The organism is Salmonella sp. NW177 (assembly GCF_051811585.1).
Classification (GTDB): Bacteria; Pseudomonadota; Gammaproteobacteria; order Enterobacterales; family Enterobacteriaceae; genus Salmonella; species Salmonella enterica.
In genome coordinates, this window is the sequence record NZ_JAMMZV010000001.1 from 1,217,825 (window position 1) to 1,231,181 (window position 13,357).

Here is a 13,357-nt window from a genome sequence, read left to right on the forward strand (position 1 = left end):
CTTTAGCGAATATTCAATAACGCATCAAACAGCGCATTCGCGGTCTGCAATACTTGCGCATTCGCCAGATAATACTGCTGATAACGCTGCAAATTGCCGTACTCTTCGTCGAGGTTAACGCCGGAAACCGACTGTTGCTGTTTATAAAGCTGTTTAACCACATTCGCCTGCGTGGTGCTGCTGGTTTTCAGCGTTGACGTTTTGTTACCCACATCGCTGACCAACGTGGCGTAAGCATCGTTAAAGGTTTTGTTGCCGCCCACTACATTGCTGTTTTGTAAGTCCAGCAATGCCTGACCATTGCGGTTATCGCTGTCGCCGGTATCCACGTCAGGATCGAGTTTTGACTCAGACGCCATCGCAATCTCGGCTTCATTCGTCACTTTAACGTTCATGTCGACGATAGCATTGCTGACCGGCTTGAGAAGAAAACTGTCGTTTTTCTGTGCGCCGGTCCCTACCGTCACTTTCAGACCGTCAATCTCCAGTTTTCCGTCAGCATCTTTTGTCGCCGTGAAGGTGGTGTTATCCGCAGTGCGAGTAACCTGCCAGTCTGTACCGTCAAAAACAATCTTATAATCCGTCGCCTGAACCTTCGTGCTGTCGACCACCTTAGCGGTTAGCGATACCGTTTTATCGGCATTATTACTGTTGCTATATACCACCGGCGAGCCAATGCTAAAGAAGTCTTTCCCTTTATTGCCGTCGGCGTCATAACCTTTGGTATGCTGCGCGTTAAACGCATCGGCAAACGCCAACGCCAACTGGCCCAGCGTATTACGAGTCTGATCCAGATCCTGAGAACGGAACGTCAGTAATCCGCCGAGCGAACCGGTGTTCAGCAACTTTTCCGGAATTTCGATGTTACCGGCGGCCTCATCGACATAAGCGACAGTCGTTCGCGCCGGGTCGGCGCTGGAGGGAACCGCCGCCAACTGACGCGCCGTCGACCCCTGCACCAGCGTATAGCCATTGGCCATCGTCAGGTTATAGGTGCCGCCGTCCTGTACACTCACCTCGACGCCAACGATCTTGTTAAGCTCGCTGACCAACTGATCACGCTGATCGAGCAGGTCGTTCGGCGATGCGCCCGCGCCTACGCCCGTCATACGGGAGATTTGATCGTTCAGGTTAGCTATCTGCTTCGCGTAATTGTTGATTTGCGCCACGCTGGAGCTAATCGCGATATTGACCTGTTTATCCTGATCGCGCAGATACTGATCGGTGGTTTTGAACTGGTTTACCAGCCCTTCCGCTTTACCAATCAGCGCCTGACGCGCCGCAGGATCTTCCGCGTTACTGACTAACGTTTGCAGGCTGGTAAAAAAACTCTGCAACGAACCAGACAGCGAGCTGGATTTATCGGCCAGCAGGTTGTCGATTTTCGACATTTGTTCATAGCGCGTGGTTAAGCCGCTGCTCTGGTTTTGCGCGCCGCGTAGCTGATTAGTGATAAACGCATCATATTCGCGCTGTACGCCTGAAACGTAAACGCCATTACCTATCCAGCCGCCAGCCCCTAACGTACTGTTTGCCTGCGCCAGAATAGTTGTCTGCCGGGTATAACCCGCAACGTTATAATTGTTGATGTTATTACTGACCGTATTTAACGCGGCCTGCGCGGCGTTAAGTCCGCTCATGGCGTGATTAATCAAGCTGGACATGATGGTTCCTTTTAATCCTTCAATACTCGTTGTTATCGGCAGCGACTACGTGGACTTGAGCAATTTAAAAGAGATTGTCGAGATTCGCGCTGTAGGTTTTGCTGACCTTTTCACTCATCGCTTTCAACTGCTGAATCATGCTGGTCAATTTACGCGCGTAATTCGGGTCAGTGGCGTATCCGGCGTTTTGCAGGGCCACTGCGCCTTGCTCTGCCGTGGCGGCAGTGGTCACGGCAGCGTAGCGTGGGTTACGCGTTAACAGCGCGACATAATCCGATAACGCCTCCAGATACGAGTTATAGACGCGGAATTTCGCTTTCACTTTTTTCGCTTCGCCATTTTCGTATTCAGTGGTGGTGATTTCCGTCACCGGCCCTTTCCAACTGGCGGTCGCTTTCACGCCAAATACGTTATAGCTGGGTTCGCCATTCTCCCGCAGGATTTGCCGCTGCCCCCAGCCGGACTCCAGCGCCGCCTGCGCCAGAATCAGATGATGCGGCACCCCGCTTTGTTCGCTGGCCAGTCTCGCCGGGAGCGAAAGCCGGGCCAGAAAGTCTTTACTGTCGCCGGAGAGCGGCGCATCGCTGCTGTCCGGCGTTTTCGGTATGGCTTTGCGCACCAGTTGGGTCAGCGCCTGATTTTGATAGCTGTTTACCGTCTCCAGGGAGAATTTAAGCGGTACTTGCGGCGCATCATCTGCAGGCATCGTCTGCCCGCCCGTCATCTGTTTAACCATCATATCCGCCAGCCCCAATCCCTTACCGGCGGTCATCTGCTGGGCGATCTGCTGGTCATACATGCTGGTATACAGACGCGTCTGATCGCTGCTGAATAAACCATCTTTGGGTAAAGCCTCGCGCATACTTTTCAGCATCATCTGCACAAACATCCCTTCCACCTGACGGGCCACAGGACGGATATTCGCCGCCGGGTCCTGGCCCGCTTTCGCTTTCAGTTCGTTCAGAGATTGCGCATCCCAGGCCGCGCTGGCCAGCAATTTACCGTCTCCGATCATCAGATGATTTCCAGTTTGGCGCGTAGACAGCCCGCGCTCTGCATGGACTGCAAAATCGACATCAGGTCCATCGGCGTCGCGCCAAGCGCATTCAGCGCACGCACTACGCTGTTCAGATTGGCGCTGGAACGCACGCTCTGTAGCGATCCGCCGCTCTGACGCAAATCTATTTGAGTCTGTGGCGTCACCACGGTCTGCCCGCCGCCAAATGGCGTATTCGGCTGGTTGACGTTGAGCTGGCGATTGACTGTCACTGACAAATTGCCCTGCGCCACAGCGCAGCTATCCAGCGTGACTTCCCGATTCATGACCACCGAACCGGTACGCGAGTTGATCACGACTTTTGCATCCTGCGGCGTCACGTTGACTTCCATATTTTGAATGTCCGCCAGAAAACGCACCTGCGAGCTGTTGCCGCTGGGCACGCGTACCTGTACCGTTCGCGCATCAAGCGCAGTGGCGCTGCCGTAACCGCGGGCGCGGTTGATGGCGTCGGTAATTTGCTGCGCCATCGTAAAATCTTCGTCGTTCAATTGCAGATTAATGGTGTTGCCAGCGCCGAACTGAGTCGGCAACTCGCGTTCGATAATCGCGCCATTAGTGATGCGCCCGCCATTAAGCTGGTTAACCTGTACGCTACTGCCGCCTGCGGAAGCGCCCGCGCCGCCGACCAGAATATTGCCCTGCGCCAGAGCATACACCTGGCTGTCCACCCCTTTTAACGGCGTCATTAATAACGTCCCGCCACGCAGACTTTTAGCGTTCCCCATTGAGGAAACGACGACATCGATCGTTTGTCCCTGTCGCGCAAAAGGCGGATACGACGCCGTCACCATCACCGCCGCCACGTTTTTCAACTGCATATTGGTGCCGGTGGGGACCGTAATCCCCAGTTGTGACAGCATGTTATTCAGCGTCTGGGTGGTAAATGGCGTCTGGGTCGTCTGGTCGCCCGTACCGTCCAGCCCGACCACCAGCCCGTAGCCGATCAGCGAGTTTTCCCGTACTCCCTGGACACTGGTCAGATCCCGGATACGCTCGGCGTGCGCCAGAGTGGCAACCAGTGCCAGAACGATTCCTGCAAGAGCTTTAAACACATACACCTCGCTTACATCGGCGACAAATTAAGGAAGAAACGTTGCAGCCAGCCCATATTTTGCGCTTCGTTAATATAGCCGTTCCCGACATATTCAATCCGCGCATCCGCCACCTGTGTCGAGGGAACAGAGTTGCTGCCGCTAATGGTGCGTGGATTTACCACGCCGGAGAAGCGGATGAATTCCGTTCCCTGATTAATCGCGATCTGTTTTTCCCCCACGACGTGTAAATTGCCATTGGCCAGAACCTGATCGACGGTCACGGTCAGCGTGCCGCTAAAGGTATTGCTGGCATTCGCGCCGCCTTTACCATTAAAAGAGTTGCCGCCGGAGGCCTCCATATCCGCGCGGGAATTACCGAATAATCCCTGCAGATAACGCGGTACCGTATCAAAACCAAAGCTGGTTTTGCCGTCGCGGCTGGCATTTGCCGACGAGCTTTTACTGGCGCTGACGTTTTCCTGTAACACAATCGTGAGCGTATCGCCGATATTACGCGGTCGACGATCTTCAAAAAGCGGCTGATAGCCATAATTAATCGGCTGCGCAGACTGAAATATGGAGCCATTCGCCACCGGTACCGGGCCAGGTATCGGCTGCGCCGTGGTCGCCCCCTGCACGAGCGGTTTAGCAGGTATCCAGGCGCATCCTGTCAGCGTCGCGACCATCAGGGCCATAACTGGGTAAGCGTGAAGCGCGTATTTTTGCATTACCTTCATCTTCAAAATCAGGGAGCCGGTGGCGTATCCCCCACCGGCGGCCCCTTAGAGTTGCGTCAGTTTCTGCAGCATCTGATCGGTCGTCGATACTGCTTTACTGTTAATTTCATAGGCGCGTTGAACCTGAATCATATTCACCAGCTCTTCCGCCACGTTAACGTTCGACGTTTCGACATACCCTTGATACAACAACCCCGCGCCGTTGAGCCCCGGCGTGCTTTCGTTCGGCGCGCCGGACGATTGCGTTTCGATATAGAGGTTCTCGCCGATGCTTTCCAGACCGGTGTCGTTCATAAAGGTGGTCAGGTTAAGCTGCCCGACCTGAACCGGCGCGGCCTGCCCCTGCTGGGTCACGCTGACCACGCCGTCGCGGCCAATCGTGATGCTTAACGCGTTGGCCGGAATGGTGATTGCCGGCTGCACCTGAAAACCGCCCGCCGTCACCAGTTGACCATTCTGATCCACCTGGAAAGAGCCATCGCGGGTATAAGCAGACGTACCGTCCGGCAGCATGACCTGGAAAAAGCCCTGCCCTTTAATCGCCACATCTTTACTGTTGTTGGTCTGCGACAGGTTCCCCTGACTGTGCAGACGCTCCGTGGCGACCGGACGCACGCCGGTACCGATTTGCAGCCCTGAAGGCAGCGTCGTCTGCTCGGACGACTGCGCGCCCGGCTGGCGGATGGTCTGATACAACAGATCTTCAAATACCGCGCGCTGACGCTTAAAACCATTGGTGCTGACGTTTGCCAGGTTATTGGCAATCACATCCATATTGGTTTGCTGCGCGTCCAGACCGGTTTTGGCGATCCATAATGAACTGATCATAAAATGTCCTGTATTAACTCATCGACAGCAGTTGGTTAGCTCGCCCTTCGTTCTCATCTACGCTGGTGATAACCTTCATCTGCATTTCAAAACGACGTGCGTTGGCGATCATGTCGGTCATTGCTTCAACCGGCTTGACGTTACTGCCCTCCAGCACGCCCGACATAATGCGAATTGACGGGTCGGCGGCCAGTACCGCCCCGCGTTCAGCCTGTGCCTCGGCGGTAAGGCGGAATAAACCGTCATCGCTCCGCTGCACCTCATTGCCTTCCGCTTTGACCAGCTTCAGTCGCCCAACGGGCGCCACCGTGTTTGGCGGGTCGCCGGGATTGAGCGCGGAGATCGTGCCGTCTGCCGCAATGGTGATTTCCGACCCTTCAGGAACGGTAATCGGGCCGCCTTCGCCGATAACCGGATGTCCCTGAATGGTTAACTGCCCGGTCGGACCCACCTGGATATTCCCGTTACGGGTATATCCTTCAGCGCCATCCGCCGCTTGCACTACCAGCCAGCCGTCCTGCTGTAACGCGACATCCAGCGGACGGGAGGTGTAGTCCAACTGACCCGGGGTCATATCCGCCCCGGGCGTCGACGCCGTAACCAGCGTGCGCGTTGCTAAAGAGAGGCCATCAACGGGCACCGCGCGTAGCGCGTTAAGCTGCGCGCGAAAGCCCGGCGTTGAGGCATTAGCCAGGTTGCTGGCCGTTACCGCCTGCTGGTTAAGCGTCTGGCTGGCCGCCCCCATAGCGGTATAAATTGCGTGATCCATTAAGCTATCCCGTCAGGCGCTTAGCGCAGGTTAACCAGCGTATTGAGGATCTGGTCCTGAGTTTTGATGGTCTGCGCATTCGACTGGTAGTTACGCTGCGCGACGATCATATTCACCAGCTCTTTACTCAAATCCACGTTAGAGGCTTCCAGCGCGCCGTTCGTCAGCTTACCGAAGTTGCCGGAACCGGCAGTCCCCAGCAGCGCAACCCCGGAAGCCTGCGTCGCCGCCCAGACGTTATCGCCCTGGGATGCCAGACCTTCGTTGTTGGCGAAGTTAGCCAGCACAATCTGCCCCAGCACCTGCTCCTGCTCGTTGGAGTAGTTGCCAACCACGGTGCCGTCGTTGTTAATCTGGTAGCTCACCAGGTCGCCCGGCTTATAGCCGTTTTGATTGGTGGCGACGATGTTATTAGCCCCGGTGTTCTGCTGCATGGAGTTAAGGAAGCTGAGGGAGAAGGTGGCCGCTGTCGCGCCATTAATCGTACCGGTGGTGATGTTCACCGTACCGCCAGACTCCAGAATCCCGTTTTCATTGAATTTCAGCGTAGTGGACGCCGTTGTTGGCGCAGTGGCTGCAGGATCGCTGCTGTCATGGGTGTACACAGCCCATTCATTATCTTTGGTTTTCACAAAATAGACGTTCATGTCATGGGCATTACCCTGGCTGTCATAAACGGTGACGGTGCCTTTTTTGTTATACGAATCCGCATCACTCACGCTAAAGGGCGTTTTAGACGGTACAGGGTCCGTTGAGTTCAGGTTGATCTGCATTGACGCGGTGGTGGTCGATTTCGCCGCCATCAGCGTGTTCGGAATGGTGATCGGCGCAGGATTCGCCCCCTGCTGAATGGTCGGCGGCGTACCGGTGGCCGGATAGCCGGTCAACTGCATCCCCTGCATATTGACCAGGTTACGGTTCTCGTCCAGTTTGAACTGGCCGTTGCGGCTATAGAACACGGAACCGTTGCTGTCTACCAGGCGGAAAAAACCGTTCTGGCTAATCGCGACATCCAGCCCGCGCCCGGTGTTCGTTGTCGTACCGTCGGTAAAATCCTGGGTAATCCCCGCCACTTTTACGCCCAGCCCCACTTTGGAACCGGCGAACATATCGGCAAATGATGCCGTACCGGACTTAAAGCCATAGGTGGCGGAGTTGGCGATGTTATTACCGATAACATCAAGGTTGGTGGCCGCAGCGTTCAGGCCGCTAACCGCTTGAGAAAAAGACATGACTGACTCCTGATAAGTGTAAGGGCTTAGATTATTTGCCGAACTTCGTCGAGTGTGGTGGTGCCGTAGGTACCCAGATCCAACAGGTTGCCGTTACTGCCCTTCGTCACGCCCTGTACCAGAGCGAATTGCAGCGGCTGCGCCACCAGTTGCGTTCCGCCATTGCTGGCGGTAATCGCAATGTTGTAAGAACCATTCGGTACCGTTGTTCCGTCCGTTTGCTTACCATCCCAGGTAAAGGTGTGTACCCCGGCTCGCAACTCACCGATCTCCAGTGTCCGTACCACCCGGCCATCTTTATCGGTAATGGTTGCCGTCACTTTGTCCGCAGGCTGTTGCAATTCCACGCCAAACGGCGTCGTGGACGTCACGGCCCCTTCTTCCGCGCCTTTACCCGCCAGAATTGTGGTGCCAGGCACCATAACGCCATGTCCAATCAGCGTGGTCGCCTGTAGGGACTGACTATTATCAATTTGCCCGGAAATAGCCCCCAGCGTCGTATTCAGTTTTTCAATGCCGCTCACGGTACTGATTTGCGCCAACTGCGTCGTTAACTCATTATTTTGTAATGGGTTAGTCGGGTCCTGGTTCTTCAATTGCGCGACCAGTAAGGTCAGGAAACTGCTTTGCAGATCGGCAGCGTTGCTTCCGGTCATCGACCCGCTGCCGGTCGTCGTTTTGACGCCCGTGTTGGTCGGGTCATTCATATTTACGGCAATAGACATACGCGCCTCCTTTACTGGCCTAATGTCAGCGTTTTAAGCATCATGCTTTTTACGGTATTCAGGACTTCGATATTTGCCTGATAGCTGCGCGAGGCTGACATCGTGTTAACCATTTCGCCGACCACATCGACGTTGGGCATTTTGACGTAACCATTAGCGTCCGCCAGCGGATTGCCTGGCTCATAAACCAGCTTTTCCGGTGCCTGACTTTCAATCACGCTGGCGACCTTTACCCCGCCAGTGGCTTGACCCGGCGCGGCGTCCACCTGAAAAACCACCTGTTTGGCGCGATAAGGCTGTCCGTCCGGGCCGGTGACGCTATCCGCATTCGCCAGGTTACTGGCCGCAACGTTCAACCGCTTGGACTGCGCGGCAAGCGCCGATCCGGCAATATCAAAAATGTTTAACAGCGCCACGAATTAGTTTCCTCCCTGTAGCACATTCATCATGCCTTTGAGTTGGCTACCCAGAACGGTAAGCCCCATCTGATATTTGAGACTGTTATCCGCAAACTGCGTACGTTCCCTGTCCATATCTACGGTGTTACCATCCAAAGAAGGCTGATCGGGTACGCGATAAAGCAGATCCACTGCGGGAGAAGAGACCGCCTGGGCGGGAATATGGTGAGAGGAAGTCAACGTTAACGCGACGCCGCCGGTTTCTTCCCGTCCACGCACCATCACCTTTTTTAACTCACTGGCAAAATCAATATCGCGCGCCTGATACCCCGGCGTATCGGCATTGGCGATATTCGCCGCTAATATTTCCTGACGTTGCGCGCGCAGATTTAGCGCTTCCTGCTGAAATCGTAAGGCGGCATCGAGCCTGTCGAGCATATCTCCTCCGCAAATGGCAAAATTCAGCCGACAGCTTAAATGCCTTCACGCGCGCGTTATCGCCGGAATAAACGCAAAATGCGTCGCTATTTATTGCGTTGATGCTTGCTTCACACGGGTAGAATCCTGTCATGACATCAACCAGGGGGAAGTACCATGCAAACGTTAAAACGAGGATTCGCCGTGGCGGCTTTGCTGTTCAGCCCCCTGACAATGGCGCAGGACATCAACGCCCAGCTGACCACGTGGTTTTCCCAGCGTCTGGCTGGCTTCAGCGACGAGGTGGTTGTCACGCTCCGTTCATCGCCCAATCTGCTACCGAGCTGCGAGCAGCCAGCCTTCAGCATGACGGGCAGCGCGAAGCTGTGGGGCAACGTCAATGTGGTGGCGCGCTGCGCCAATGAAAAACGTTATTTGCAGGTGAATGTGCAAGCGACCGGCAATTATGTCGCCGTTGCCGCGCCCGTCGCGCGCGGCGGAAAATTGACGCCGGCCAACGTCACGCTAAAACGTGGCAGGCTGGATCAGTTACCGCCGCGGACGGTACTGGATATCCGTCAAATTCAGGATGCCGTCAGTTTGCGCGATCTCGCTCCCGGGCAGCCGGTACAGCTTACGATGATACGTCAGGCCTGGCGCGTCAAAGCGGGTCAACGAGTACAGGTCATCGCCAATGGCGAGGGGTTTAGCGTCAATGCGGAAGGTCAGGCGATGAATAATGCCGCCGTCGCGCAAAATGCGCGCGTGCGCATGACATCGGGTCAAATCGTGAGTGGAACCGTCGATTCTGATGGGAATATTCTTATTAACCTATAATTGTGTAAAGATTTTGTCGCGGCTGCCGATGAGATATTCAACCATGATGGTAGCTGGCCGCTACAACGTAACCCTCGATGAGGATAAATAAATGAGCATTGACCGTACCTCACCTTTGAAACCCGTTAGCACTGTCCAGACGCGCGAAACCAGCGACACGCCGGTACAAAAAACGCGTCAGGAAAAAACGTCCGCCGCGACGAGCGCCAGCGTAACGTTAAGCGACGCGCAAGCGAAGCTCATGCAGCCAGGCGTCAGCGACATTAATATGGAACGCGTCGAAGCATTAAAAACGGCTATCCGTAACGGTGAGTTAAAAATGGATACGGGAAAAATAGCAGACTCGCTCATTCGCGAGGCGCAGAGCTACTTACAGAGTAAATAAGCGTATGACTCGTTTGTCAGAAATACTTGACCAGATGACCACCGTCCTGAATGACCTGAAGACGGTGATGGACGCCGAGCAACAACAGCTTTCCGTAGGCCAGATTAACGGCAGCCAGCTACAGCGTATTACAGAAGAAAAAAGCTCGTTGCTGGCGACGCTGGATTATCTGGAACAACAGCGCCGTCTGGAGCAGAACGCGCAGCGTAGCGCAAACGATGACATTGCAGAGCGCTGGCAGGCGATTACCGAAAAAACGCAGCATCTTCGCGACCTCAACCAGCACAACGGCTGGCTGCTGGAAGGGCAAATCGAGCGTAATCAACAGGCGCTGGAGGTGCTGAAACCTCACCAGGAGCCGACCTTGTACGGGGCTGACGGTCAGACTTCCGTCTCTCACCGCGGCGGTAAAAAAATTTCTATCTAATCATTGCCGGATGGCGACGTTGCGCCTTTCCGGCCTGAATGCCTTGTAGGCCTGATAGCACAGCGCTATCAGGCACTGAATTTACGCCGTCCGGCGAACAAACTCTTTCACTTTAAAGCCCAGCACGGCAAGCGCGGCGAAATAGGCCGCGATACCCGCGATCACTACCGCCATCAAACGCAGCAAACGCCATAACATCGACCCTTGCGACCACTCCGGCATAATATGCAACACGCCGAACAATACGGCGGCCATCACCAGTACGGAAATGATCAGACGCATCAGGAACCACATCCAACCCGGTTGTGGCGTAAAGATATTCTGTTTGCGCAGTTGCCAGTACAGCAGCGACGCATTGAGACATGCCGCCAAACCAATAGAGAGCGACAGCCCGGCGTGTTTCAGCGGTCCAATAAACGCCAGGTTCATTAACTGCGTCATGATTAACGTCACGATGGCGATTTTCACCGGCGTTTTAATATCCTGGCGAGAATAGAAGCCCGGGGCCAACACTTTTACGACGATCAAGCCAATCAGCCCCACCGAATAGGCGATTAACGCCCGCTGCGTCATCGCCGCATCAAAGGCGGTGAATTTACCGTACTGAAACAGCGAGACCGTCAGCGGCTTCGCCAGAATGCCTAACGCTACCGCGCTCGGTAACGCCAGTAAAAAGCACAAACGCAGCCCCCAGTCCATCAGGCGGCAGTACTCATCATGATTGCCGCTGGCAAAGCTTTTCGACAATGACGGCAACAGGATGGTCCCCAACGCCACGCCCAGCACGCCGGACGGGAACTCCATCAACCGATCGGCATAGTACATCCATGAGACCGAGCCGGAGGCCAGAAACGAGGCAAAAATGGTATTGATGATAAGGGAGATCTGACTGACGGAAACGCCCAAAATCGCCGGCCCCATCTGTTTGACCACCCGCATCGCCCCAGTGTCGCGAAAGTTAATGCGCGGCAGCACCAGCATACCGATCTTTTTCAAATACGGAAGTTGATACACCAGTTGCAGCACGCCGCCGACGGTGACTGCCCAGGCTAACGCCAGCACCGGCGGATTAAAGTATGGCGCGGCGAATAATGCAAAACCGATCATGCTGATATTAAGAAATGTCGGCGCAAAAGCAGGAATAGAGAAGCGATTCCAGGTGTTGAGAATGGCGCCAACCAGTGAAGCCAGTGAGATCAGCAGAATATAGGGAAACGTAATCCGCAGCAGTTGCGTCGTCAGCGCGAATTTATCCGCAGTATCGGCAAAACCCGGCGCGGTTACCATAATCACCCACGGGGCGGCCAGCATACCGGCCACCGTCACGACGGCCAATGCCAGCGTCAACAGGCCGGAAACGTAAGCGACAAAGATCCGCGTCGCTTCTTCACCCTGCTTGCTCTTATATTCCGCCAGGATAGGCACAAAGGCCTGAGAAAAAGCGCCTTCGGCAAAGATCCGGCGTAGTAGATTGGGGAGTTTAAACGCCACAAAAAAGGCGTCGGTCGCCATCCCTGCGCCAAAAATTCTGGCGACAATCGCATCACGGGCAAAGCCCAACACGCGTGAAAACATAGTCATCGAGCTGACGGCAGCCAGCGATTTCAATAAATTCATTTCTTTTGTATTCCAGACCCTGGCGTAAAACTCCTGCATGGCTGATCCATCGACCGGATAACGCAACTTCTGCCGTATCCGGCTGTATCACCGCGCCTGACGGCGACGTTAAAACGTCTTATCAGGCCTTACAGACTCCCCACGGTTTGCCATTATTCACTGTGAAAAGAGGTATTGTGTAGAGTGGGCATATATACCCGCCATACTTCGAGCTGCATGTGCGTTAGCTTTTCTGCAACTCGAATTATTGAGGGTATAGTACCTGGATTACGATGAATTACTACCGCCAGATGTTACAGAGGGTTATTCGCTGATGGCGTCCCGCCACAGCGCCTCCACGACGCGCTGGGCCAAAATCGCCTGCTCCCCCGCCGTTTCCGGAACCGTCTGATTTTGTACGCAGTCAATGAAATGCCGCGCGCATCCGACAAAACCACGCTGTTCAAGCGTCGTTTGCCAACCAGGAATGGGTTTGATGAGAATACCCTGCCCGCGCTCTTCGCGCCATTCACGCATATCCGTCACGTCATACAGCCCGCCGTCGGTGACGGCCTGGACCGATTCACGCTGACTTCCGGCACGCCGGTGCATACTGGTGGTAATTTGTAGTTTGTCGGCGGAAAAATGATGTTCCGCATAGCACATTTCGCCGGACTCGCTGGTGAGCAACGTGCCGCTGGCAAGGCGCGCCTCGCCGCCCGCCAGCCACAGAGCGGTATCCACGACATGCAGATAGTCATCGAGCAAAGTAAAACGTAAGTCGTGCGGCCCGATGCTATCGGTACGATGTTTATCCATACGCAGTGACGCCGCAGTACCGAGGCGCGTCTTCAGTTCGCGGTACAGCGGCGCGAAACGGCGATTAAAGCCAACCATCAGCGTCAATTTTTTTTGCGCCGCCAGCGCCACCAGCCGTTCGGCATCACGTAGATTTTCCGCCAGCGGTTTATCCACGCAGACATGGACGCCGGCATTGAGAAGTTCGCTGACCACGGCATAATGGCTTGCGGTACTGGAGTGGACGAAGACCGCATCGCAGCCGGACGCTAAATTCGCCAGCGAATCCACATACGGTATGCGCCAGCTTTCGCAGATACGTAAGGCTTTATCCCGCGAAGGAGACCAGGCGCCCTGTAATGTCCATCCGGCAGTGTTGGTTAATACCGGCAGCCAGGCCTTCTGCGCAATACCGCCTAATCCGACAATGCCAATCCGTAATGTTCTCAC

General features: G+C 55.0%; 15 protein-coding genes. 3 read left to right on the plus strand and 12 right to left on the minus strand.

What is annotated here, in order from left to right; translation table 11 throughout:
* Positions 1-2: 2 nt before the first annotated feature.
* The 10 genes from flgK to flgB all read right to left on the minus strand — a co-directional run bounded on the left by flgK (position 3) and on the right by flgB (position 8,885).
* Positions 3-1,664, minus strand: a complete 1,662-nt coding sequence (gene flgK, locus NA986_RS06400; RefSeq protein WP_070793862.1) for a flagellar hook-associated protein FlgK — start codon at positions 1,662-1,664, stop codon at positions 3-5.
* Positions 1,665-1,728: 64 nt separating this feature from the next.
* Positions 1,729-2,679, minus strand: a complete 951-nt coding sequence (flgJ, locus tag NA986_RS06405) for a flagellar assembly peptidoglycan hydrolase FlgJ (RefSeq protein WP_000578680.1) — start codon at positions 2,677-2,679, stop codon at positions 1,729-1,731.
* Entirely contained in the window at positions 2,679-3,776 is a 1,098-nt protein-coding gene (locus NA986_RS06410; protein WP_001518955.1) for a flagellar basal body P-ring protein FlgI, read from the minus strand. Before NA986_RS06410 ends, flgJ begins: the two co-directional genes overlap by 1 nt.
* Before the next feature lie 11 nt (positions 3,777-3,787).
* Positions 3,788-4,486 (minus strand): flagellar basal body L-ring protein FlgH, encoded by a 699-nt coding sequence (gene flgH, locus NA986_RS06415; RefSeq protein WP_001174897.1) that lies wholly within the window; start codon positions 4,484-4,486, stop codon positions 3,788-3,790.
* A gap of 54 nt (positions 4,487-4,540) precedes the next feature.
* Positions 4,541-5,323, minus strand: a complete 783-nt coding sequence (gene flgG, locus NA986_RS06420; protein ID WP_000625851.1) for a flagellar basal-body rod protein FlgG — start codon at positions 5,321-5,323, stop codon at positions 4,541-4,543.
* Positions 5,324-5,336: 13 nt separating this feature from the next.
* Complete coding sequence (locus NA986_RS06425) at positions 5,337-6,092, minus strand: flagellar basal body rod protein FlgF (protein WP_000349278.1); 756 nt, start codon at positions 6,090-6,092, stop codon at positions 5,337-5,339.
* Between the two features lie 20 nt (positions 6,093-6,112).
* On the minus strand, positions 6,113-7,324 hold the full coding sequence (flgE, locus tag NA986_RS06430) for a flagellar hook protein FlgE (protein WP_000010567.1): 1,212 nt from the start codon (positions 7,322-7,324) through the stop codon (positions 6,113-6,115).
* Between the two features lie 26 nt (positions 7,325-7,350).
* Positions 7,351-8,049, minus strand: a complete 699-nt coding sequence (flgD, locus tag NA986_RS06435) for a flagellar hook assembly protein FlgD (protein WP_000020450.1) — start codon at positions 8,047-8,049, stop codon at positions 7,351-7,353.
* A gap of 11 nt (positions 8,050-8,060) precedes the next feature.
* Positions 8,061-8,465 carry a flagellar basal body rod protein FlgC gene (gene flgC / locus NA986_RS06440; protein WP_001196448.1) on the minus strand — a complete coding sequence of 135 codons (405 nt, stop codon included), beginning with the start codon at positions 8,463-8,465 and terminating at the stop codon, positions 8,061-8,063.
* A 3-nt stretch (positions 8,466-8,468) separates the two neighbouring features.
* Entirely contained in the window at positions 8,469-8,885 is a 417-nt protein-coding gene (flgB, locus tag NA986_RS06445) for a flagellar basal body rod protein FlgB (protein WP_000887043.1), read from the minus strand.
* A gap of 156 nt (positions 8,886-9,041) precedes the next feature.
* Here flgB and flgA point away from each other — a divergent pair, with 156 nt between their 5' ends.
* The 3 genes from flgA to flgN all read left to right on the plus strand — a co-directional run bounded on the left by flgA (position 9,042) and on the right by flgN (position 10,513).
* A complete protein-coding gene (gene flgA, locus NA986_RS06450; RefSeq protein WP_001194086.1) occupies positions 9,042-9,701 on the plus strand; it encodes a flagellar basal body P-ring formation chaperone FlgA in 660 nt (219 codons plus the stop codon).
* A gap of 91 nt (positions 9,702-9,792) precedes the next feature.
* Complete coding sequence (gene flgM, locus NA986_RS06455) at positions 9,793-10,086, plus strand: flagellar biosynthesis anti-sigma factor FlgM (protein ID WP_000020893.1); 294 nt, start codon at positions 9,793-9,795, stop codon at positions 10,084-10,086.
* 4 nt (positions 10,087-10,090) lie between these two features.
* Positions 10,091-10,513: a flagella biosynthesis chaperone FlgN gene (flgN, locus tag NA986_RS06460; RefSeq protein ID WP_000197547.1), complete on the plus strand. Its 423-nt coding sequence runs from the start codon at positions 10,091-10,093 to the stop codon at positions 10,511-10,513.
* An 81-nt stretch (positions 10,514-10,594) separates the two neighbouring features.
* Here the strand turns inward: flgN and murJ are convergent, their stop codons facing one another.
* Both murJ and NA986_RS06470 read right to left on the minus strand, forming a co-directional pair.
* Entirely contained in the window at positions 10,595-12,130 is a 1,536-nt protein-coding gene (gene murJ / locus NA986_RS06465) for a murein biosynthesis integral membrane protein MurJ (RefSeq protein WP_001537775.1), read from the minus strand.
* A gap of 303 nt (positions 12,131-12,433) precedes the next feature.
* Positions 12,434-13,357 carry a Gfo/Idh/MocA family protein gene (locus NA986_RS06470; protein ID WP_001259725.1) on the minus strand — a complete coding sequence of 308 codons (924 nt, stop codon included), beginning with the start codon at positions 13,355-13,357 and terminating at the stop codon, positions 12,434-12,436.

Coding starts and splice junctions, on each gene's coding strand:
- flgK (WP_070793862.1), bottom strand. CDS start 1,664: ATGTCCAGCTTGATTAATCACGCCATGAGCGGACTTAACGCCGCGCAG.
- flgJ (WP_000578680.1), bottom strand. CDS start 2,679: ATGATCGGAGACGGTAAATTGCTGGCCAGCGCGGCCTGGGATGCGCAA.
- flgH (WP_001174897.1), bottom strand. CDS start 4,486: ATGCAAAAATACGCGCTTCACGCTTACCCAGTTATGGCCCTGATGGTC.
- flgG (WP_000625851.1), bottom strand. CDS start 5,323: ATGATCAGTTCATTATGGATCGCCAAAACCGGTCTGGACGCGCAGCAA.
- NA986_RS06425 (WP_000349278.1), bottom strand. CDS start 6,092: ATGGATCACGCAATTTATACCGCTATGGGGGCGGCCAGCCAGACGCTT.
- flgE (WP_000010567.1), bottom strand. CDS start 7,324: ATGTCTTTTTCTCAAGCGGTTAGCGGCCTGAACGCTGCGGCCACCAAC.
- flgD (WP_000020450.1), bottom strand. CDS start 8,049: ATGTCTATTGCCGTAAATATGAATGACCCGACCAACACGGGCGTCAAA.
- flgB (WP_000887043.1), bottom strand. CDS start 8,885: ATGCTCGACAGGCTCGATGCCGCCTTACGATTTCAGCAGGAAGCGCTA.
- flgA (WP_001194086.1), top strand. CDS start 9,042: ATGCAAACGTTAAAACGAGGATTCGCCGTGGCGGCTTTGCTGTTCAGC.
- flgM (WP_000020893.1), top strand. CDS start 9,793: ATGAGCATTGACCGTACCTCACCTTTGAAACCCGTTAGCACTGTCCAG.
- flgN (WP_000197547.1), top strand. CDS start 10,091: ATGACTCGTTTGTCAGAAATACTTGACCAGATGACCACCGTCCTGAAT.
- murJ (WP_001537775.1), bottom strand. CDS start 12,130: ATGAATTTATTGAAATCGCTGGCTGCCGTCAGCTCGATGACTATGTTT.